A 20,590-nucleotide genomic window follows, 5' to 3' on the forward strand; every position below is an offset into this window, starting at 1 on the left:
GGAGGAACCCCCGTGCTTCCGAACAATGCCCGCCGTACCGTCATGCTCCCGGCCGTCTCCGCCGTGCTGGCCACGGCGATGCTGGCCACGGCGTGCGGCGGCGACGGAGCGGGCCCGAAGGGCACCGCGCCGGCCGCGGACGCGCCGAAGAGCGCCCCCGCGCCGCGCCAGGTGGTCCTCGTGGTGGACGGCAAGAAGACCGAGACGACGACGACCGGGACGACCGTCCAGCAGGTCCTGGAGCAGGCGAAGATCGCGCTCGGCCCGTACGACCTGGTGAAGCCGGCCGCCGACCAGCCCGCCGGCGAGGTCGTCACGATCGTGCGGCTGCTGTCCGCGCCGAAGCTCAAGGTCATCAAGACCCCGGCGAAGACGATCCGGAAGAAGAGCTCGTCGGTGCCGCCGTGGAGCGAGAAGGTGCTGCGCGAGGGCACCGACGGCATCAAGATCGTGAAGTGGGCGTACGTCCGGCGCAAGGGCAAGAAGGTCCCGAAGGTGCTCGCGCAGAAGATCAAGCGCAAGCCGGTCGCGCGGATCCTCGCGGTCGGCCCGAAGTCGGCGGGCACCGGCTCGGCGGCGAACCTGAACTGGGCGGGGCTCGCCAAGTGCGAGTCGGGCGGCAACCCGAAGTCGGTGAACCCGGCCGGGTACTACGGCCTCTACCAGTTCTCCATGGCCACCTGGACGTCGGTCGGCGGCACGGGCAAGCCGTCCGACGCCAGCGCCGGCGAGCAGACCTACCGCGCGCAGCTCCTCTACAACAAGGTCGACGGCCGCTGGCAGGGCCAGTGGCCGAACTGCGGCAAGTACCTGTTCTCCTAGCGGCCGCACGGGAGCGCGGCTGCTGAGACAATCGTCGGATGGGGGAGACGCGGGGACTGCTCGGGCCGGCCGACGTGCGGGCGCTGGCGGCGCGGCTCGGCATCAGGCCGACGAAGACGCTCGGGCAGAACTTCGTCATCGACGCCAACACCGTCCGGCGGATCGTGCGGGCGGCCGAGCTGTCCGCCGACGACGTCGTGATCGAGGTGGGGCCGGGCCTCGGGTCGCTGACGCTGGCGCTGCTGCCGGAGGTGCGGCGCGTCGTCGCGGTGGAGATCGACCCCGCGCTCGCCGCCGAGCTGCCCGCCACGGCCGCGGCGCGCGAGCCCGGCCTCGCGGGACGGCTGGAGGTCGTCCGCGCCGACGCGATGAAGATCACAGAGGTGCCCGGCCCGGCCCCGACGGCGCTCGTCGCGAACCTTCCCTACAACGTCGCCGTCCCCGTCGTCCTGCACCTGCTGGCGGCGCTGCCTTCGCTGCGGACCGCGCTCGTCATGGTGCAGGCCGAGGTCGCCGACCGGATGGTCGCGCGTCCCGGCGGGAAGATCTACGGCATCCCCTCGGTGAAGCTCGCCTGGTACGGGGAGGCGCGGCGCGCCGGGGCGGTCGGGCGCGCGGTGTTCTGGCCCGCGCCGAACGTCGACTCCGGGCTCGTCGCGTTCACCCGCCGCGACCCGCCGCCGGGCACGGCGTCCCGCGCGGAGGTGTTCGCCGTGGTCGACGCCGCGTTCGCGCAGCGCCGCAAGACGCTGCGGGCCGCGCTGGCGGGGTGGGCGGGGTCGGCCGCCGCGGCCGAGGAGGCGCTGCGCGCGGCGGACGTCGATCCGCGAGCTCGGGGAGAAGCTCTGGACGTGGCCGCCTTCGCCCGGATTGCCGAGTATGGTCCTTCCCACCGGGGAGATCGTTCCCCGACCCCCTAGGCGGGAGTTCCCCAGGGGCGGGCGGCCCCGCGGGGGCGGCACACCACCCAGTACGAGCCGGAGGTCGATGTGAAGGCGCGTTCGCGGACGGCGCGGACCCGAGTGCCCTTCGGGGGGTCCAGGCTGCCCCTCGTGGGGACGGCGCTGCTCGTGACCGCGGGCCTGGTGGCCACGGTGGCGGCCGGCTGCGGGGACGGCGCGGGCGCGGTACCGAAGATCACCACCACGGCGCGCGCGGGGGTGGCGCCGGTCCCGCCGCAGCAGGGCGCCTACTTCGGGGCCTGGGTGCCGCCGGAGGGCACCGGGCGGCCGACCGCGTCCGGCTCCCCGTCGGCGTCCGATGCGCCGTCCGGCTCGCCTTCGGGCTCGCCGTCCGGGCGGGACGCCGGCAAGCCCGGCATGGCGCCCGTCGCCGGGTTCGAGCGGCAGCTCGGCCGCCAGCTCGACATCGTGCAGAGCTACCGCGGCTGGAAGAGCGACTTCCCCGGCGGGCTGGAGGAGTCCGTCGCGGACGGCAACCGGTACCTCCTGCTGACCTGGGGCGGGGCCGACACCCGGGAGATCGTCCAGGGCAGGCACGACGCCCTCATCGCCCGCCGCGCCCGCGCCCTGAAGGCCCTCGGCAAGCCGGTGTTCCTGCGCTGGTCGCGGGACATGGACAAGCCGTCCGCCGAGAAGCGCGTCCACTCCCCGGCGGACTTCACCGCCGCCTGGAAGCACCTGCGGGAGATCTTCACGCGGGAGAAGGTCGACAACGTCGCGTGGGTGTGGTGCCCCACCGCCCGCGGGTTCGGCGGCGTGAACGCCGGCGCCTACTACCCCGGCGACGACCAGGTCGACTGGATCTGCGCCGACGCCCAGCCCGGCGGCGACTACGACTACCGCGACCTCTCCGAGGCGCTGAAGCTGTTCATGGAATGGGCGCGCAAGCACAAGAAGCCCATCATGATCGCCGAGTTCGGGGTGCCGAAGTCCTACGGCACGCGCCGCGCCGAATGGCTCCGCGAGGCCGCCAAGACCCTGCAGGACCCGCAGGTCAAGGCCGTCGTCTACTTCAACTCCGACGAGCAGGCCGAGAGCGCCCGGGACAAGCGCCGCGCCTACTCGGTGAGCGGCGACAAGCGCGCGGTGTCGGCGCTCCGCGAGCTGGCCACGACCCCCTACTTCAACCCGCGCAACCTCCCCGTCACCAGCGGGGGGTAGGGGTCCCGTAGGGTTTCGGACGTGAGCGCAGTGACGGTACGCGTCCCCGCCAAGGTGAATCTCCAGCTCGGCGTGGGGCCGCTCCGCGATGACGGCTACCACGACCTCGTCAACGTGTTCCACGCCGTGTCGCTGTTCGACACGGTGACGGCCGAGCCCGCCCGGGAGCTGGAGGTGCGGGTCCAGGCCGCGCCGCACGCGCGGGTGGCGATCGGCGGCGTCCCGACCGACGGCGACAACCTCGCGGCCAAGGCCGCCCGGCTCGTCGCGGAACGGCTCGGCGTCGACCCCCGCGTCTCGCTGCGGATCCGCAAGGCGATCCCGGTCGCGGGCGGCATGGCGGGCGGCAGCGCCGACGCCGCCGCCGCGCTGGTCGCCTGCGCCCGGCTGTGGGACGACCGGGAGCGGCCCCTGCTGTCCAGGGACGACCTGATGGAGATCGGCGCGGACCTCGGCAGCGACGTGCCGTTCGCCGTCCTCGGCGGCACCGCCGTGGGCGTCGGCCGCGGCGAGCGGCTCACCCCCGCCCTCACCCGCGGAACCTTCCACTGGGTCTTCGCCACCGCCGACGGCGGCCTGTCCACGCCCGCCGTCTACGGCGAGTGCGACCGGCTCCGGGCGGAGGCGGGGCGGGCGGCGCCGTGGCCGGGCGTCTCCGAGGAGCTGATGACCGCGCTCGCCACCGGCGACGCCAAGGGCCTCGGCGCCGCGCTGTCGAACGACCTGCAGCCGGCCGCGCTGTCGCTGCGCCCGTCGCTGCGCCGCACGATCGACGCGGGCCGCGACCTCGGCGCGATCGGCGCGCTCGTCTCGGGCTCCGGGCCGACCTGCGCGTTCCTCGCCGAGACCGCCGAGGACGCCGGGGACCTCGCCGCGGCGCTGGACGGCGCCGGCGTCGCCGAGCAGATCGTCCGGGCGACCGGGCCCGTCCCCGGCGCGACCCTCGTGTAGGAGCGTTGATCTCGGCCGGATGATCTCCGCCGTGTGAACCTTCCGCTTGCGACGGACGTCCTACTCTCCGTGACAGCGATTCCCTGCCGCACCGATCCCTCCGGCGAGGTGGAGCGATGACGATTCTGTCCGCGCTGCTCGCTCTGGCCGCGGTGGCCATGATGGCGACGCTCGGCGTCCTGGCCGTGCGCCGCGACCGTGACATACGCCACAACGCGCCTGGTGCGACCATGCGGGGCACTACTGTGCAGGGCCATGCCGGGGAGCCCTCGACACCCCCGGCGGTCCGCTGACGACCGCGGCGGTTCCCGAGGCCGAGGGTGGGGTCGCATCCCGATGGCAAGCTTGCTGGTCCTCATCGTGCTCCTGCTCGTCCCCCTGCTCGTGATCGCGGGGGTCGTGCTCATCGTCGTGCTCGGCTCCCGCAGGTCCGCGAACTCCGGCGTCCCGCCGGCGTACGGCCAGCCCGGATACGGCCAGCCCGGATACGGCCAGCCCGGGTACGGTCAGACCGGCCACGGGCAGCCGCCCTATGCGCAGCCCGGGTACGCGCAGCCCGGAAACCCGCCGCCTCCCGGGTCGGGGCCCCCGCCGCTGCCGCCCCCGGCCGCGGCGCCGCGGGAGGCTCCCGAGACGCCGGAGGGCCCCTCCGGACGGTCCGGAGCCTGAGCGCGGCGGGCCGGACGAGCGGCACGGCGGGGGCAATAAGGTTGATGGTGTCGTGAATCTGATCAACCTTGAGAGCGCCGCCAAGGCCTACGGGCCCAAGCCGCTGCTCGACGCCGTGTCCCTCGGCCTGGACGAGGGCGACCGCGTCGGCGTCGTCGGCCGCAACGGGGGCGGCAAGAGCACCCTCGTGTCCGTCCTCGCGCGCGAGACCGAGCCCGACGCCGGGCGCGTCACGCACGCGCGCGGCCTGCGGCTCGGCTACCTGACCCAGCGGGACGAGTTCCCGGACGGCGCGACCGTCCGGTCCGTCGTGCTGGGCGACCGCGCCGAGCACGAGTGGGCGGGCGACGTCCGCGTCCGCGACATCCTCGCGGGCCTGCTCGCCGACCTCGACCTGGACGCGCCGCTCGCCGGGATGTCCGGCGGCGAGCGCCGCCGCGTCGCGCTGGCGCGGCTGCTCGTCCCCGAGTCCGACCTGCTGATGCTGGACGAGCCCACCAACCACCTCGACATCGAGGCGATCGACTGGCTCGCCCGGCACCTGAAGGGCCGCAGGGTCGCGCTGCTCGTCGTCACCCACGACCGCTGGTTCCTCGACGAGGTCACCGACCGGACGTGGGAGGTCGTCGACGGCCGCGTCGAACGCTACGAGGGCGGCTACTCGGCGTACGTCCTGGCCAAGGCCGAGCGGTCCCGGATCGCCGCCGCGACGGAGGCCAAGCGGCAGAACCTGCTCCGCAAGGAGCTGGCGTGGCTGCGCCGCGGCCCGCAGGCCCGCACGTCCAAGCCCAAGTTCCGGGTCGACGCCGCGCAGGCGCTGATCGCCGACGAGCCGCCGCTGCGCGACTCCGTCGAGCTGACCAGGTTCGCGACCGCGCGGCTCGGCAAGACCGTCTACGACCTGGAGGACGTGACCGTCGAGCTCGGCGGCCGCGAGCTGTTCAGGCGCATGACCTGGCAGCTGGGGCCCGGCGACCGGGTCGGGCTCGTCGGCGTCAACGGCAGCGGTAAGAGCACCCTGCTGCGGCTGCTGGACGGGGCGGTCCAGCCGGTGTCGGGCCGGGTGGTGCGGGGCAAGACCGTCCAGCTGGCGCACCTGTCGCAGAACCTGGAGGAGCTCGACCCGGCCCGGCGCGTCCTGGAGTCGGTCGAGGAGATCCGCCGCCGCATCACCGTCGGCAAGCGCGAATGGACGGCGAGCCAGCTCCTCGAACGGCTCGGCTTCGGCGGCGACCGGCAGTGGACTCCCGTCGGCGAACTGTCCGGCGGTGAGCGCCGCCGCCTGCAGATCCTCCGGCTGCTGATGGGCGAGCCCAACGTCCTCCTCCTGGACGAGCCCACCAACGACCTCGACATCGAGACCCTCACCGAGGTCGAGGACCTGCTCGACGGCTGGCCGGGGACGCTGGTCGTCGTCAGCCACGACCGGTACTTCCTGGAGCGCATCACCGACCACGTCGTGGCGCTGCTCGGCGACGGCCGCGTGTCCATGCTGCCCGGCGGCGTCGACGAGTACCTCGAACGCCGCGCCGCGGGGACGGCGCCGAAGCCGGCCGCGGCGCCCGCGCCCAAGGACGCCGCGGCGCCCGCGCCGCAGAAGCCCAAGGGCGGGCAGGACTGGAAGGCCCGCAAGGAGCTCGACCGCCTCGAACGCCGCCTGGAGAAGCTCGCCGGGCAGGAGTCCGCCCTCCACGAGCAGCTCGCCGCGCACGCCACCGACTACGCCAAGCTGCAGGAACTGGACGGGCGGCTGCGCGAGATCCAGGCCGAGGCCGCCGTCGTCGAGGAGGAGTGGCTGATGCTCGCCGAGGATCTCGGCTAGCAGGACGGCCCGCTGGAGAATCTCATGCGGAGCGGCGATGATCTCCCGATGACGACTTGGATCATCAAGACGGACGCGCCGGGCGAGGGTCCCCGGCTCGCCGTCAAGGACGCCATCGACGTGGCCGGCCTGCCGACGACGGCGGGCTGCGCGGCCGTCGCCGAGGCCGCCGCGCCCGCCGCCGCGGACGCGCCCGTCGTCGCCTCCGCCCGCGCGCAGGGCGCCCGGATCGCCGGCAAGGCCAACCTGAACGAGCTGTGCATGGCCGCCGACGGCGTCAACCCGTGGTCCGGCACGCCGGTGAACCCGCTCGACCCGTCGCGCGTTCCGGGCGGCTCGTCCAGCGGCTCCGCCGTCGCCGTCGCCACCGGGGAGGCCGACGTCGCGTTCGGCACCGACACGTCCGGGTCGATCCGCATCCCCGCCGCGTGCTGCGGCATCGCCGGGCTGAAGACCACCAGCGGGCGGGTGCCCCTCGACGGGGTGTATCCGCTGTCCCCGACCCTGGACGTCGTCGGGCCCATGGGACGCGACGTCGCCGCCGTCGTCCTCGGCATGGGGCTCATCGAGCCGGGGTTCGCTCCCGTCCCGTACGACGGGGCCCTCCCGGTCGCGCGGCTGCGCGTGCCCGGCGTGGACCCCGCGATCGACGCGGCCGTGGACGACGCGCTGCGCCGCCTCGGCCCGGTCTCCGACGTCACGTCCGCGCGCTACGAGGAGGCGGCCACCGTCAACGGCGTCATCGTCAGCGCCGAGGGCTGGGAGCAGAACGGCCATCTGCTCGGCGACCCGGCCAAGCTGAGCGGGCGCGTTCACCGTCGCATCCAGCAGATGAAGGACGTGGCGGAGGCCGGGATGCTCGACTGGGCCCTCGGCGCCCGCAGGAAGCTCCGGGCCGAGCTGGACGCGATCCTCGCCCGGCACGCGGCGATCGCCCTGCCCGTCCTGACCTGCGTCGCCCCCGAACCCGACGAGGCGGACGAATCCGACCTCGTTCTCACCGCGCTGACCGGGCAGGCCAACGTGGCGGGGCTGCCCGCGTTCGCGCTGCCCGTCCCGCTGCCGGGGTCGCATCTGCCCGCGTCCGTCCAGCTCATCGGCGCGGCGGGGAGCGAGGAGCGGCTCTGCGGGCTGGCCGCCGCGCTGGAGGCCGCGCTGCCTTGATCCCGGCCGGACCTAGTCCCGGTCGAACGGGATCAGCAGGGTGCGGAGAAGATCGGCCAGCGCGTCGCGCTGCTCGGGGCTGAGGCCCTCCAGGATCGCCTGCTCCCGTTCGAGCAGGTCGGCGAACGCCGCGTCGACGCGCGTCAGGCCCGCCTCGGTGAGGCGGACCTGCACGCCGCGCTTGTCCTGCGGGTCGGGATGGCGCTCGACCAGGCCCGCCGCCGCCAGCCGGTCGATGCGGTTCGTCATGGTGCCGGACGTCACCAGCGTCGCCCGCAGCAGCCGCCCCGGGCTCAGCTGGTAGGGCGCGCCCGCCCGGCGCAGCGCGGTGAGGACGTCGAACTCCCACGACTCCAGGTCGTGCGCGACGAAGACGGCCCGTCGGGCGCGGTCGAGGTGGCGGGCCAGCCGGGACACGCGGCTGAGGACCTGCAGCGGCCGGACGTCCAGGTCCGGACGCTCGGTGTTCCACGCCTCGACCAGTCTGTCGACCTCATCGCGCATCCCGCCACCCTACCTGTCTCGATATCGAGACACACTCCCCGATCCGGCGGGCAGCACGGCCGCGATCCGCCGCGCGGCCTCCGCCGCCTGCCGCCGCCCCGCCCGGTACGCCGGCGTCCAGCGCGACATGTCGGCGACGTTGTCCCCGATCGCCTCCGCGGACCGCTCGTCCGGGACGATCCGGACATCGGGCTCTGCGCCGCCCGGCGACATGGGCCCGAACGGCTCGACGAGAACGACGGTGCCCACGCCCTTCGCCAGGTCCGCGTTGGACCCGCCGGCGAACGCGCCGTCCATGTAGCGGCGCCCCCCGATCGTCACCGGCTCGGCGTAACCCGGTGCCGCGCTGCTCGCGGCGACCGCGGCCGCCAGCGGGACGCCGCTCGCCGCGTCCCACACGACCGGCTCGCCGGCCGCGACGTCCACCCCGGTGACCAGCAGCCGTCCGGGCGGCCACTCGTCCGTCCCGACCAGGAAGCCCATGTCCGCGCGCTGCCGCTCCTCGGGGAGGGCGCCGGCGTCCAGCGCGAGCCGCCCGATCCGGCGCCTGACCTCGTCCGGCGCCAGGCTCGTATCGGCGCCCAGTTCGAACGCCCGCACCATCACCGACATGTCGGCAGGCGGGGGCGGGGCGCTCGGCGGCGGCAGCTCCTCCAGCGCCGCGAGGTCCCGCCCGGTCGTGATCGCCGCCCCCGCGATCGCCCCCGCCGAGGTGCCGACGACCAGGTCCGCGTCCGCCGGTTCCACGCCCGCCTCGCGCAGCCCCGCCGCGAGGCCGAGCAGCCACGCGGTCCCGACCGGGCCGCCGGGGCCGAGGACCAGTGCCCATTCGTGAGATGTCATGGCGGCGAGCCTAGAAAGGCGCGGTCCCGGGCCGCCATCGGCCGACGGGCCTAGGTCCTGCGGCGGTCCCGCGACTCGCGAAAGGACTCTTGACATCAAGATATGGGCCGGGCATGCTGTGTCTTGATGTCGAGAGAAAACGGTGCCGTGTGGGATCCCGCGCAGTACGGGATCTTCGGTGGTGAACGCGCCAGGCCGTTCGCCGAGCTCGTCGCGCGCCTCGGCGACGCCGAGCCCGCCCGCGTCGCCGACCTCGGCTGCGGCAGCGGCGAACTCACCGCCACCCTCGCCGCCCGCTGGCCCCGCGCCGTCATCGACGCCCTCGACGCCTCACCGGAGATGATCGCCGAGGCCCGCCGGCACGAGATCCCCAGACGGCTCTCGTTCCGTGTCGGCGACGTCACCGCCTGGAAGCCCGACGGGCCCGTCGACCTGATCGTCTCCAACGCCGTCCTGCAGTGGGTCCCCGAGCACCTCGACCTGCTGCCCCGCTGGGCCGCGGCACTCGCCCCGGGCGGACGGCTCGCCTTCCAGGTCCCCGGCAACTTCGGCGCCCCCAGCCACGTCCTGCTGCGCGAGCTCGCGCGCTCCGACCGCTGGCGCGCGAGGCTCGGCCACCTCCAGGAGGACGCGCCCGTCCTCGACCCGGCCGGGTACCTCGACCTCCTCGCCCGCCACGGCTGCGCCGTGGACGCCTGGGAGACCACCTACGCGCAGGTCCTGCACGGCGGCGACCCCGTCCTCGAATGGGTCAAGGGCACCGCGCTGCGACCCGTCCTGTCGGCCCTCGGCCCGGACGAGACCGCCGAATTCCTCGCCGCCTACCGCGACGGGCTCCGGCGGGCCTACCCCGCCGCCCCGTACGGCACCGTGTTCCCGTTCAGGAGGATCTTCGTGATCGCCACCCGGAACACCACCTAGACGGGATGCCGCCCGTCCCGCCGGGGGAAGCGACTCGTTCCCCTGCGGTGCGCAGACCCGGACGGGAGGGGCGGCGTCCGCAGATCCCGGACTCGTGACCCGAGCCCGGCGACCCCTGGCCGGTGGCCGCCCGGACGAACTCCGGGCGGCCACCGGTCGTCATGTGCCCGGCTCGTCCCGTCAGGTGGACGGGTCGGCGATCCCGTCCAGCTCCCGGCGCGCCCTGCGCCGCTCCCGCTCGGCCTTCGCCGCCGCCTTCTCCTCGGCCTTCTCCGCCTTCGCCGCGGCCTTCTCGGCGGCCCGCTCCCGGCGCTCCTGCTCCTTGCGGCGGCGGCGCGGGTCCAGCGACGGCCTCGGCTCCAGCGACGACAGGCCGTTCCAGGCGAGGTTCACCACGTGCGCGGCGACCTCCTCCCGGCGCGGCTTGCGGACGTCCAGCCACCACTGGCCCGTCATCGCGACCATGCCGACGAGCATCTGCGCGTACATCGGCGCGAACTTGTCGTCGTAGTCGTGCCGGTCGAACTCCTGGGCGAGGACGTACTCCACCTCACCGGCGATCTCGCTCAGCAGGCTGGCGTAGCTGCCGGTGCCCGTGCCGCCGTGCGAGTCGCGGACGAGGATCCGGAACCCGTCCGGATTGCCCTCGATGTACTCCAGCAGCGCCAGCGCGGCCTTCTCCAGCTTGCCGCGGTAGTGGATCGCGGAGTTCAGCGAGTCCGTGACGAGCCTCAGCAGGCTCTCGAACTCCCGGTCGACGACGACCGCGTAGAGCCCTTCCTTGCCGCCGAAGTGCTCGTAGACGACCGGCTTCGACACGCCGGCGGCCGAGGCGATCTCCTCGACGGAGGTCCCGTCCAGCCCGCGCTCGGCGAACAGGGAGCGGCCGATGTCGAGGAGCTGCTCGCGGCGTTCCTTGCCGGTCATCCGCTTTCTGCGGGGCCTGGGAGCGGGTTCTGTCACGGAATCAATTGTGGCGGTCAAACCGCCTGCTTCGTGCGTTTCGCCGCCAGCCTGTCGCTGTTCGGCCACCGGACGTCGTACGCCCAGCCCGCCTTCTCGAACCCCTGGATGATGCGGGCGCTGATGTCGACCTGCCCCTTCAGCACCCCGTGCCGCGCGCACGTCGGGTCCGAATGGTGCAGGTTGTGCCACGACTCGCCGAGCGACGGGATGGCCAGCCACCACACGTTGCGAGACTTGTCGCGGACCTCGAACTCCTCCTTGCCGAAGGTGTGGCAGATCGAGTTGATCGACCACGTCACATGGTGGACCAGGGTGATCCGCACGAACCCGGCCCAGAACAGGGCGGTCAGGAACCCCGTCCACGACATGGTCACGAGCCCGCCGAGCACCGCCGGCAGCAGGAACGACACCGCCACCAGCCCCGGGAACGCCGCGTGGATGCGCCGGATGTCGCGGTCGTTCAGCAGGTCCTTGGCGAACCGCTGCTTGGACGTCCGGTTGGCGTCGAACAGCCAGCCGTAGTGTGCCCACAGCAGGCCCTTCGTCAGCGCCTTCCAGTCGTCGCCGAAGCGCCACGGCGAGTGCGGGTCGAACTCCTTGTCCGAGTGCTTGTGGTGGCGCCGGTGGTCGGCGACCCACGTGATGACGGGCCCCTCGATGGCCATGCTCCCGGCCAGCGCCATGAAGATCTTCAGGCCCCGCCGGGCCTTGAACGACCCGTGCGTGAAGTACCGGTGGTAGCCGACCGTGATGCCCGCCGCGGACAGCACGTAGAACACGGCCATGAGCACGACGTCCGTCCAGCCGAGGAACCGGCCCCAGGCCAGCGGAACCGCCGCGAACAGCGCGAGGAACGGCACGCCGGTGAACACTCCGATGAGCACCCGTTCGGCGTTGCCCCGCGCGACTTCGTTGATCTCGGGACGCGGTTGCGAGCGAGGAGGATCCACGGTCGGAGCCGTTGTCATGCGTCACCACTTCCTATGATCAGGAGCTCTCTACCTACGCCAACGTAACCTACGGAACCGTAAGTTGGACAGTGGTGAACGGTAATCTCGGTGGGAAACTACCCCTCCGGCCACAAAACCCTCCTGTGGACCACCACCGCCACCGGGGTCGGCGCCGCCGCCCGCCTCACCGGGAGGACGGCACGAAGAGGGCGTGCTCCCTCGTGGCCCCCCTAAACCAACCCGGACAAATCGGCCAGGGGGGCGGGGGTGCTCGCAACGGGGGTGCGTTGACGTCCTGGAGTCGGACGCGCCCTCCGCCCGCGGGCGCCGGGAATCAGGTGGGTTTCCCCGTGCGGGTGTCGGTATCGTGGGGCCGGTCGGCCTTGGGGAGCCCGTCCGGGCCGTCCGCTTTGATCCGGCGTGGTGTAATCGGCAGCACAAGGGTTTTTGGTGCCCTTAGACAAGGTTCGAATCCTTGCGCCGGAGCTGTCCGGTCCGTCCTCGGAGAGGACCCGGGGTGGGGGACGGGGTGACAGGTGTGGGACGGGCGGTATCCTGCCCGTGTCGGGTGCGTTCCGGCCTGCCCTGTCGTGATCTCGCAGGTGGGCGCGTCCGAGACCGATCCCGTCCGCGATGCCGAGGAGCCTCCTTGTGAGTGCTGCGAGCCGACCGGCCGCCGTCATCGTTCTCGCCGCGGGCGAGGGCACCCGGATGAAGTCCCGCAAGTCGAAGGTCCTGCACGAGCTGTGCGGGCGCAGCATGCTCGGGCATGTGCTGGCCGCCGCGCGTCACCTGGAGCCGGAGCGGCTCGTCGTGGTCGTCGGGCACCGGCGCGAGCAGGTGGTCGAGCATCTCGCCGCCCACGCGCCGGACGCCGAGGCCGTCGTCCAGGAGCAGCAGGGCGGCACGGGGCACGCGGTGCGCATGGCGCTGGAGGAGACCGGCGCGCTGGAGGGGACCGTCGTGGTCACCAACGGCGACCACCCCCTGCTGCGCGGCGAGACGCTGCGGGCGCTCGTCCAGGCGCACGAGGACGAGGGCAACGCCGCGACCGTGCTGACGACCGAGATGCCCGACGCGACCGGGTACGGACGGATGGTCCGGGCGGCGGACGGCAGCGTCGAGGCGATCGTCGAGCACAAGGACGCCACCGCGGAGCAGCGCGCCCTCAACGAGATCAACGTCGGCATGTACGCGTTCGACGGGGCCCTGCTCGCGGACGCGCTGAAGCGCGTGACCACCGACAACGCCAACGGCGAGGAGTACCTCACCGACGTGGTCGCGATCCTGCGCGGGGACGGCCACCGGGCCGGCGCGTTCCTGGTCGCCGACTGGGTGGAGACCCAGGGCGTGAACGACAAGGTCCAGCTCGCGCAGGCGCGCAGGCAGCTGAACGACCGGATCCTCGAAGCGCACATGCGGGCCGGCGTCACGATCGTCGACCCGGCGTCGACATGGATCGACGTGGAGGTGACCGCCGACCAGGACGCCGAGATCCACCCGGGCACGCAACTCCACGGCAGGACGCACCTGGGCGAGGGTGCCCGGGTCGGGCCCGGCTGCACGCTGACCGACACGACGGTCGGCGCGGACGCGTCCGTGATCAACGCCGTGTGCGTGGAGGCGGAGATCGGGCCCGAGGCGTCGGTGGGGCCGTACGCCTACCTGCGTCCCGGGACGAGGCTGGCCCGCAAGGCCAAGATCGGGACGTACGTCGAGACCAAGAACGCCGACATCGGCGAGGGCACGAAGGTGCCGCACCTGACCTACGTGGGCGACGCCGAGATCGGCGAGGGCTCCAACATCGGCGCGAGCTCGGTGTTCGTCAACTACGACGGCGTGCACAAGCACCGCAGCGTGATCGGCTCGCATGTGAAGGTCGGCAGCGACAACATGATCGTCGCGCCGGTGACGGTGGGCGACGGCGCCTACACCGCGGCCGGCTCGGTGATCGTCTCGGACGTCCCGCCGGGTGCGATGGCGGTCGCGCGGGCGCCGCAGCGCAACGTCGAGGGCTGGGTGGAGCGCAGGCGGCCGGGAACGGCGGCGGCCCAGGCGGCCCGGCGCGCGAAGGGCGAGGACGAGGGCGCGCCGTAGCGCGGCGCCCGCAGAGGACTGCCCCGCCGCACGTCGGGCAGGTGGAGGACAGCGGCGTCCTCCGTGACAACAGAGCAACCCGTGGCCTGGACTCTTGTGGTGCGCGGGGAGTGGGGACAACAAACCCACAGGTAAGGCACAGTTCCATTGAGGGGGAGTTGTCAGAGGTGAGTGGGATCAAAGCGAGCGGTCAGAAGAAGCTGATGCTCTTCACCGGCCGAGCCCACCCGGACCTGGCCAAGGAAGTAGCCGACAACCTCCAAGTCGAGCTGACACCGACGTCCGCGTATGACTTCGCCAACGGTGAGACGTTCGTGCGGTTCCTGGAGTCGGTCCGCGGCTCCGACGCCTTCGTGATCCAGAGCCACACGGCTCCCATCAACCAGTGGATCATGGAGCAGCTGATCATGGTGGACGCGCTGAAGCGCGCGTCCGCGAAGCGGATCACCGTGGTGGCGCCGTTCTTCGGGTACGCGCGGCAGGACAAGAAGCACCGGGGCCGGGAGCCGATCTCGGCCCGGCTGATGGCCGACCTGTTCAAGACGGCGGGCGCCGACCGGCTGATCACCGTGGACCTGCACACCGCGCAGATCCAGGGCTTCTTCGACGGCCCGGTGGACCATCTCTTCGCGCTGGACCTGCTGGCCCGGCACTTCGAGAGCCGGCTGGACACCTCGCAGGTGACGGTGGTCGCACCGGACGCCGGCCGGGTGCGGGTGACCGAGCGATGGTCGGACCGGCTGGGCGGCGTCCCGATGGCGATCATCCACAAGAAGCGCGACCCGGACGTGGCGAACGAGGTCAAGGTCTTCGACGTCGTCGGCGAGGTCAAGGGCCGCACCTGCGTGGTGGTCGACGACATGATCGACACCGGCGGGACGATCGTGAAGGCGGCGGACGCGCTGTTCGAGCAGGGCGCGGCCAAGGTCGTGGTCGCCGCGACGCACGGCGTGCTGTCCGGCCCGGCGGTCGACCGGCTGAAGAACTCGCGGATCTCCGAGGTGGTGCTGACCAACACGCTGCCGATCCCGGAGGAGAAGCGGTTCGACAAGCTGACCGTGCTGCCGATCTCCCCGCTGGTCGCCCGCGCGATCAACGAGGTCTTCAGCGACGGATCGGTGACGAGCCTCTTCGGCGGCCACAGCTGACCGCCCCCGGCGGCGCGCGGCCCGGCCGCGCCGCCGGTGCGAGGGTGAGCCGGCGGGAGGGCGAGCCGGCGGGAGGGCGAGCCGGCGGGAGGGCGAGCCGGCGGGAGGGCGAGGGGCACCGGCCCCCCTTATGGCATGGGGCGGGGCCGCGATCGGCTAGACTCTTTGAATCGCGCATGCCTCGGGTCGTTCAGTGCGGTGCCGGTACAGGAGCCGCACTCCCCGGGGAACGCAAAGAATCTTCGAGGCGCCTGACGCATCGAGCATCGCCTGATTCGCTCTGTCCGCAGCGGACGTCCAGTGCCGGACGGCCGTGGATCGCAACAACGAGGAGTTTTCGCCGTGTCCGAGGTACGCATTGCCGCCGAGCCGCGCACCGAGTTCGGTAAGGGTGCCGCGCGGCGCACCCGCCGGGCCGGCAAGGTGCCCGCCGTCCTCTACGGTCACGGCACCGACCCGCAGCACATCTCGCTGCCGGGCCACGACCTGATGCTGGCGCTCAAGACCCCGAACGTGCTGCTGACCATCGAGGGGCTCGGCGGCGGCGCCGAGCTGGCGCTGCCGAAGGACGTGCAGCGCGACCCGGTCAGGGGATTCCTGGAGCACGTCGACCTGCTGCTGGTGAAGCGCGGCGAGAAGGTCGTCGTCGACCTTCCGGTGAACGTCGTCGGCGACGTGGTCCCGGGCGGCCAGGTGGCGCAGACGGTGGTGGAGATCTCCATCGAGGCGGAGGCGACCCACATCCCGCAGTCCGTCGACCTGGACATCACCGGCCTCGGGGTCGACTCCCAGGTGCTGGCGAAGGACCTGAAGCTCCCGTCGGGCACGACGCTGGTCGCCGACGACGAGACGCTGATCCTCCAGATCGTCGACGCGACCGCGGCGACGGAGCCGGAGACCGGGGCCGAGGCCGCGGAGGCCGAGGGTGCGGCCGAGGGCGAGGGCGAGCCCGCCGCCGAGTGACGGAGTGGCGCGGCCGCGCTCGGGCGGCCCGCGCCGGTTCTCTCATGGCCCCCGCAGGTGTGCGAGCACCGGCGGGGGCCGCGCTCGTGCGTGCGGGTTCGTGCGTGTGGGCGGTTCGTGTTGTGAGGAGTTCGGGTGAGCGCGGATCTCTGGCTGGTGGTGGGGCTGGGCAATCCGGGCCCGTCGTATGCGAAGAACCGGCACAACGCGGGGTTCATGGTGCTGGACGTCCTGGCGGCGCGGGCCGGGGGCCGGTTCAAGTCGCACCGGGCGCGGGCGGACGTGCTGGAGGGCCGGCTGGCGGGGGCGCGGGCGGTGCTGGCGAAGCCGCGCTCGTTCATGAACGAGTCGGGCGGTCCCGTGAAGGCCCTGCGCGACTTCTACAAGGTGCCGGTGGAGCGGCTCGTCGTCGTCCACGACGAGCTGGACATCCCGTTCGGCGCGGTGCGGCTGAAGCAGGGCGGCGGTGACAACGGTCACAACGGGCTGCGGTCGATCACGAAGTCGCTGGCGACCAGGGAGTACCCGCGGGTGCGGTTCGGGGTGGGCCGGCCGCCGGGGCGGATGGACGCGGCGGCGTTCGTGCTGAAGGACTTCTCCGCGGCCGAGCGCAAGGACCTGGAGTTCGAGGTCGACCGGGCGGCGGACGCGGTGGAGGCGCTGATCGCGGACGGGCTCGCGGCGGCGCAGAACGTCTTCCACGCGAGCTGACCGGATCCGGCCACGCAGGGCCGGGCGCGAGGGCGGCGGGACGGCCGGTGCGCCGCCCGCACCGGCGTACCGATTGCTCGGTTCTGCCCCGAATTGCTGGCGCGGCCGGGATGATGGTGACGTTCCGCCGGTGACCACGGCAAAGCACACGTAAGATGCTGCTCGGATGAGGTTCCCGATGCGTGTGAACCTCGGGCGACGTTCAACCGTCTTCGATGTACATCGTGCAGTCGATGCGCGTGTTACAGGGGATTGGTGAGTGGTTTATGGCTGTCGTTGACAAGGTCCAGGCCGAGTCATCGACCCGCCATGAGCAGGGACGCGCGCAGCCGCAGAACTGGAGCGGGACGTACCGCCGGATCGCGAAGTGGCTGGACGTCCTCAGCATGCTGATGGCCGGTGTGATCGCGTTCGTCCTGCGGTTCCCCGGCGTCCCGACCGAGCTGAACGCCCCGTACGTGGGGCTGACCGTCGTCCTGCCCGTCGTGTGGCTGCCGACGCTGATGCTGTGCCGGGCCTACCAGCCCCGGTACATCGGCGTCGGTTACGAGGAGTTCCACCGGGTGCTCCGGGCCGGGTTCATCCTCACGGCGACGGTCGCGATCCTGGCGTACGCGACGAAGACCGAGGTGGCTCGCGGCTACGTGGTGATGGCGCTGCCGCTCGGCACGTTCCTCGCGCTCGTCGCGCGGTACCGGCTGCGCAAGTGGCTGCACAAGAAGCGCTGGAACGGCCAGTGCATGCGGCGCGTGGTCGCGGTGGGGCACCGGACGTCGGTGGCCGACCTGATCCGGCTGCTGCGCAAGAAGCGCTACCACGGCATGGACATCGCGGCGGTGTGCCTGCCGCCGGCGCTGGCGTCCGGCGACGACGCGGTCGCCGAGGTCGAGGGCGTCCCGGTGATGGGCGACTTCTCCCAGGCGGCGGCGGTCGCCGACCGGATCGGCGCCGACTCGGTGGCGGTGCTGGCCTGCCCGGAGATGGACGGGGTGGCGCTGCGCCGGCTGGCGTGGCAGATCGAGCGCAACGACGTCGAGCTGGTGGTGGCGCCGGCGCTGATGGACGTGACCGGCCCGCGGATCTCGATCCGCCCGGTGTCGGGCCTGCCGCTGCTGCACGTGGAGCACCCGGAGCTGGACGGCGGCCGCAAGATCTTCAAGGGGCTGTTCGACCGGACCGCCGCGCTCGGCGGGCTGGTGCTGCTGAGCCCGCTGCTGCTGATCGTCGCGCTGCTGATCAAGATGACGAGCGCGGGACCGGTGATGTTCCGGCAGACCCGGGTGGGGCGCGGCGGCCGGGAGTTCACCGTGCTGAAGTTCCGCACCATGGTGCAGGACGCCGAGGCCCGCAAGGTCGAGCTGATGGCGGCCAACGAGAACGACGGCGTGCTGTTCAAGATCCGGGAGGACCCGCGGATCACCCGGGTCGGGCGCTGGCTGCGCCGCTACTCGCTGGACGAGCTGCCGCAGCTGTTCAACGTGGCGCGCGGGGAGATGTCGCTGGTGGGCCCGCGCCCGCCGCTGCCGGAGGAGGTCGCCCAGTACGGCGGCGACGTGTACCGGCGGCTGGTGGTGAAGCCGGGGCTGACCGGCCTGTGGCAGGTGAGCGGCCGTTCCGACCTGTCCTGGGAGGAGTCGGTCCGGCTCGACCTGCGCTACGTCGACAACTGGACGCTCGCCATGGACCTGCAGATCATGTGGAAGACCTGGTCGGCCGTGTTCCGCGGTTCCGGCGCCTACTGACCCGTGCGGAGTTCCGGAGGTCGCCCCCCCGGGAATGACGCCGGCGGACTGCTGACCGGGACCCGGGCATCGGGCCGCCTCGGGTAGGCATGAGAAAGTAGAGCGAACAGACCATTCGAGTCGGGAATGTGAACAGCGGATGACGGATGGGGACGACCACGCGCTGGCGGCGGAGCTCGCCGGCGCGGCGGGCCGGCTGCTGCTGGACGTGCGGGACGAGATCGGGTTCGCGGACGCGCGCGTCCTGAAGGACACCGGCGACCTGCGGGCGCACGAGTACCTCATGGCGGCCCTGGCGGAGCGCTGTCCGGGCGACGCGGTCCTGTCCGAGGAGGGCCGCTCCTCCGTGGCGGGGAAACGGGCGAAGGACGGCGACCGCGCCCCGACCCGCAACACCGCGACGGCCGCGCGGCTCACCGCCGACCGGGTGTGGATCGTCGACCCGCTGGACGGCACCCGCGAGTTCTCCGAGGAGGGCCGCCGCGACTGGGCCGTCCACGTGGCGCTGTGGGAGCGCGACGGGAACGGCGGCCGGCTGGTGGCGGGGGCCGTGGCGCTGCCTGCGCAGGGCCTGACGCTCCGCACGGACGCGACGGGCGGCGCCGCGCTCGTCCGGGTGGAGCCGGGCGAGCCCGACCCGGTGACGGCCGGTCCGGGGTCCGCGCAGCCGCGCGAGGTGCCGCTGCACGTCCCGGCGCCGGACGCGGGCAAGCTCCGCGTCGCCGTGAGCCGGACGCGCCCGCCGGAGTTCGTCCGGCAGCTCGCCGACCGCCTCGCCGAGCGCGGCTCGCCCTCGGGCGGCGTGGACGTCGAGCTGGTGCCGATCGGCTCGGCGGGGGCCAAGATCTCCGCGGTGCTGCTCGGCGAGGTCGACGCGTACGTGCACGCCGGCGGCCAGTACGAGTGGGATTCTGCGGCCCCGGCCGCGGTGGCGCTGGGCGCGGGGGCGCACGCGTCCCGGGTCGACGGGGCGCCGCTGAAGTACAACCGGGAGGACCCGCGGCTCCCGGATATCCTGGTGTGCCACCCGGTGTCGGCGGCGATGCTGCTGTCCGGCATCGGTGACGTGAGCGGCGCCCTGCCCGACTGACCAGCCCGACTGACCAGCCCGACTGACCAGCCCGACTGACCAGCCCTGACTGCACAGCCCCGACTGAACGGGATTGAATCGCGGTGGGCCGCGGTTCCACCCCGTGGGACGTCCGTCCCAGGCCACCGGTTGCATCTGCCAGAAGCGTGGAGAGAGCCCCAGACCATGCAGCGCTCCGATTACCTGCTGTCCCAGTTGGACGTCCTTGAAGCCGAGTCGATCCACATCTTCCGGGAGGTGGCCGCCGAGTTCGAACGGCCGGTGCTGCTGTTCTCGGGCGGCAAGGACAGCCTGGTCATGCTGCGCCTGGCCGAGAAGGCGTTCTGGCCCGCGCCGATCCCGTTCCCGGTGATGCACGTCGACACCGGGCACAACTTCCCCGAGGTGATCGAGTTCCGCGACCGGCGGGTGGCCGAGCTGGGCGTGCGGCTGGTGGTGGCGTCGGTGCAGGACGCGATCGACAGCGGCCGGGTGACCGAGCAGAAGGGCCGCCGGGCGTCCCGGAACCGGCTGCAGATCGCGCCGCTGCTGGACGCGATCGAGGAGCACCGGTTCGACGCGGCGTTCGGCGGGGCCCGGCGGGACGAGGAGAAGGCCCGCGCCAAGGAGCGGGTGGTGTCGTTCCGGGACGAGTTCGGCCAGTGGGACCCGAAGAACCAGCGTCCGGAGCTGTGGAACCTCTTCAACACGAAGATCGTGCAGGGCGAGCACGTCCGGGTGTTCCCGCTGTCCAACTGGACGGAGCTCGACATCTGGGACTACGTGCGCCGGGAGGAGATCGCCCTCCCTTCGATCTACTTCGCGCACACGCGACGCGTGTTCGAGCGCGACGGGCTGCTGCTGGACGCGGAGACGGGCTTCGCGAACCGCGGCGACGACGAGCCGGAGTTCGAGGCGACGGTCCGGTACCGGACGGTCGGCGACGCGTCCTGCACGGGCGCGGTGAAGTCGTCGGCGGTGTCGCTGGAAGAGGTGATCGAGGAGATCGCGGCCACCCGGATCACCGAGCGCGGGCAGACCCGCGCCGACGACCGGACGAGCGAGGCCGCGATGGAGGACCGCAAGAAGGAGGGCTACTTCTGATGGAGGCCGGGACCGGGCCCG

20 protein-coding genes and 1 tRNA gene are annotated in these 20,590 nt (G+C 72.8%); 17 read left to right on the plus strand and 4 right to left on the minus strand.

What is annotated here, in order from left to right; genetic code table 11:
• The first annotated feature begins 12 nt into the window (after positions 1-12).
• The 8 genes from SM611_RS19780 to SM611_RS19815 all read left to right on the plus strand — a co-directional run bounded on the left by SM611_RS19780 (position 13) and on the right by SM611_RS19815 (position 7,551).
• Positions 13-822, plus strand: a complete 810-nt coding sequence (locus SM611_RS19780; RefSeq protein WP_371951277.1) for a resuscitation-promoting factor — start codon at positions 13-15, stop codon at positions 820-822.
• A gap of 38 nt (positions 823-860) precedes the next feature.
• Positions 861-1,742, plus strand: coding sequence for a 16S rRNA (adenine(1518)-N(6)/adenine(1519)-N(6))-dimethyltransferase RsmA (gene rsmA / locus SM611_RS19785; protein ID WP_371951279.1), 882 nt, complete (start codon positions 861-863; stop codon positions 1,740-1,742).
• A gap of 132 nt (positions 1,743-1,874) precedes the next feature.
• Positions 1,875-2,945: a glycoside hydrolase family 26 protein gene (locus SM611_RS19790; RefSeq protein WP_371951280.1), complete on the plus strand. Its 1,071-nt coding sequence runs from the start codon at positions 1,875-1,877 to the stop codon at positions 2,943-2,945.
• A 30-nt stretch (positions 2,946-2,975) separates the two neighbouring features.
• Positions 2,976-3,896, plus strand: a complete 921-nt coding sequence (locus SM611_RS19795; RefSeq protein WP_371951512.1) for a 4-(cytidine 5'-diphospho)-2-C-methyl-D-erythritol kinase — start codon at positions 2,976-2,978, stop codon at positions 3,894-3,896.
• Between the two features lie 116 nt (positions 3,897-4,012).
• On the plus strand, positions 4,013-4,189 hold the full coding sequence (locus SM611_RS19800) for a hypothetical protein (RefSeq protein ID WP_371951281.1): 177 nt from the start codon (positions 4,013-4,015) through the stop codon (positions 4,187-4,189).
• Positions 4,190-4,232: 43 nt separating this feature from the next.
• Positions 4,233-4,565 carry a hypothetical protein gene (locus SM611_RS19805; RefSeq protein WP_371951283.1) on the plus strand — a complete coding sequence of 111 codons (333 nt, stop codon included), beginning with the start codon at positions 4,233-4,235 and terminating at the stop codon, positions 4,563-4,565.
• A gap of 52 nt (positions 4,566-4,617) precedes the next feature.
• Positions 4,618-6,387, plus strand: a complete 1,770-nt coding sequence (locus SM611_RS19810) for an ABC-F family ATP-binding cassette domain-containing protein (RefSeq protein ID WP_371951285.1) — start codon at positions 4,618-4,620, stop codon at positions 6,385-6,387.
• A 48-nt stretch (positions 6,388-6,435) separates the two neighbouring features.
• The gene (locus tag SM611_RS19815; RefSeq protein WP_371951286.1) at positions 6,436-7,551 is read left to right on the plus strand and encodes an amidase; all 1,116 of its coding nucleotides are present in this window, start codon (positions 6,436-6,438) and stop codon (positions 7,549-7,551) included.
• A 12-nt stretch (positions 7,552-7,563) separates the two neighbouring features.
• Here the strand turns inward: SM611_RS19815 and SM611_RS19820 are convergent, their stop codons facing one another.
• Both SM611_RS19820 and SM611_RS19825 read right to left on the minus strand, forming a co-directional pair.
• Positions 7,564-8,055 carry a MarR family winged helix-turn-helix transcriptional regulator gene (locus tag SM611_RS19820; protein ID WP_371951287.1) on the minus strand — a complete coding sequence of 164 codons (492 nt, stop codon included), beginning with the start codon at positions 8,053-8,055 and terminating at the stop codon, positions 7,564-7,566.
• Between the two features lie 9 nt (positions 8,056-8,064).
• Entirely contained in the window at positions 8,065-8,898 is an 834-nt protein-coding gene (locus SM611_RS19825; protein ID WP_371951288.1) for a patatin-like phospholipase family protein, read from the minus strand.
• Between the two features lie 126 nt (positions 8,899-9,024).
• Here SM611_RS19825 and SM611_RS19830 point away from each other — a divergent pair, with 126 nt between their 5' ends.
• The gene (locus SM611_RS19830) at positions 9,025-9,819 is read left to right on the plus strand and encodes a trans-aconitate 2-methyltransferase (RefSeq protein WP_371951290.1); all 795 of its coding nucleotides are present in this window, start codon (positions 9,025-9,027) and stop codon (positions 9,817-9,819) included.
• A gap of 180 nt (positions 9,820-9,999) precedes the next feature.
• On the opposite strand, the gene SM611_RS19835 is transcribed toward SM611_RS19830, so the two are convergent.
• Positions 10,000-10,782 carry a TetR/AcrR family transcriptional regulator gene (locus SM611_RS19835; protein ID WP_371951292.1) on the minus strand — a complete coding sequence of 261 codons (783 nt, stop codon included), beginning with the start codon at positions 10,780-10,782 and terminating at the stop codon, positions 10,000-10,002.
• A 17-nt stretch (positions 10,783-10,799) separates the two neighbouring features.
• Positions 10,800-11,753, minus strand: coding sequence for an acyl-CoA desaturase (locus SM611_RS19840; RefSeq protein ID WP_371951293.1), 954 nt, complete (start codon positions 11,751-11,753; stop codon positions 10,800-10,802).
• A gap of 396 nt (positions 11,754-12,149) precedes the next feature.
• Here SM611_RS19840 and SM611_RS19845 point away from each other — a divergent pair.
• From SM611_RS19845 to cysD, 8 genes are all read left to right on the plus strand, one after another.
• Positions 12,150-12,221, plus strand: a tRNA-Gln gene (locus tag SM611_RS19845).
• 165 nt (positions 12,222-12,386) lie between these two features.
• Positions 12,387-13,832 (plus strand): bifunctional UDP-N-acetylglucosamine diphosphorylase/glucosamine-1-phosphate N-acetyltransferase GlmU, encoded by a 1,446-nt coding sequence (gene glmU, locus SM611_RS19850; protein ID WP_371951294.1) that lies wholly within the window; start codon positions 12,387-12,389, stop codon positions 13,830-13,832.
• 167 nt (positions 13,833-13,999) lie between these two features.
• The gene (locus SM611_RS19855) at positions 14,000-14,980 is read left to right on the plus strand and encodes a ribose-phosphate diphosphokinase (RefSeq protein ID WP_371951296.1); all 981 of its coding nucleotides are present in this window, start codon (positions 14,000-14,002) and stop codon (positions 14,978-14,980) included.
• A 342-nt stretch (positions 14,981-15,322) separates the two neighbouring features.
• On the plus strand, positions 15,323-15,943 hold the full coding sequence (locus SM611_RS19860) for a 50S ribosomal protein L25/general stress protein Ctc (RefSeq protein ID WP_371951298.1): 621 nt from the start codon (positions 15,323-15,325) through the stop codon (positions 15,941-15,943).
• A gap of 135 nt (positions 15,944-16,078) precedes the next feature.
• Positions 16,079-16,654: an aminoacyl-tRNA hydrolase gene (gene pth, locus SM611_RS19865; RefSeq protein ID WP_371951300.1), complete on the plus strand. Its 576-nt coding sequence runs from the start codon at positions 16,079-16,081 to the stop codon at positions 16,652-16,654.
• Between the two features lie 266 nt (positions 16,655-16,920).
• Positions 16,921-18,396, plus strand: coding sequence for a sugar transferase (locus SM611_RS19870; protein WP_371951302.1), 1,476 nt, complete (start codon positions 16,921-16,923; stop codon positions 18,394-18,396).
• Between the two features lie 139 nt (positions 18,397-18,535).
• A complete protein-coding gene (locus SM611_RS19875; protein WP_371951304.1) occupies positions 18,536-19,486 on the plus strand; it encodes an inositol monophosphatase family protein in 951 nt (316 codons plus the stop codon).
• Between the two features lie 165 nt (positions 19,487-19,651).
• On the plus strand, positions 19,652-20,569 hold the full coding sequence (gene cysD, locus SM611_RS19880; RefSeq protein ID WP_371951306.1) for a sulfate adenylyltransferase subunit CysD: 918 nt from the start codon (positions 19,652-19,654) through the stop codon (positions 20,567-20,569).
• Positions 20,570-20,590: the final 21 nt, after the last annotated feature.

The sequence above is a fragment of the Actinomadura monticuli genome, assembly GCF_041463655.1.
GTDB lineage: Bacteria > Actinomycetota > Actinomycetes > Streptosporangiales > Streptosporangiaceae > Spirillospora > Spirillospora monticuli.

Coding starts and splice junctions, on each gene's coding strand:
- rsmA (WP_371951279.1), top strand. CDS start 861: ATGGGGGAGACGCGGGGACTGCTCGGGCCGGCCGACGTGCGGGCGCTG.
- SM611_RS19800 (WP_371951281.1), top strand. CDS start 4,013: ATGACGATTCTGTCCGCGCTGCTCGCTCTGGCCGCGGTGGCCATGATG.
- SM611_RS19805 (WP_371951283.1), top strand. CDS start 4,233: ATGGCAAGCTTGCTGGTCCTCATCGTGCTCCTGCTCGTCCCCCTGCTC.
- SM611_RS19815 (WP_371951286.1), top strand. CDS start 6,436: ATGACGACTTGGATCATCAAGACGGACGCGCCGGGCGAGGGTCCCCGG.
- SM611_RS19820 (WP_371951287.1), bottom strand. CDS start 8,055: ATGCGCGATGAGGTCGACAGACTGGTCGAGGCGTGGAACACCGAGCGT.
- SM611_RS19825 (WP_371951288.1), bottom strand. CDS start 8,898: ATGACATCTCACGAATGGGCACTGGTCCTCGGCCCCGGCGGCCCGGTC.
- SM611_RS19830 (WP_371951290.1), top strand. CDS start 9,025: ATGTCGAGAGAAAACGGTGCCGTGTGGGATCCCGCGCAGTACGGGATC.
- SM611_RS19840 (WP_371951293.1), bottom strand. CDS start 11,753: ATGACAACGGCTCCGACCGTGGATCCTCCTCGCTCGCAACCGCGTCCC.
- SM611_RS19870 (WP_371951302.1), top strand. CDS start 16,921: ATGGCTGTCGTTGACAAGGTCCAGGCCGAGTCATCGACCCGCCATGAG.
- SM611_RS19875 (WP_371951304.1), top strand. CDS start 18,536: ATGACGGATGGGGACGACCACGCGCTGGCGGCGGAGCTCGCCGGCGCG.
- cysD (WP_371951306.1), top strand. CDS start 19,652: ATGCAGCGCTCCGATTACCTGCTGTCCCAGTTGGACGTCCTTGAAGCC.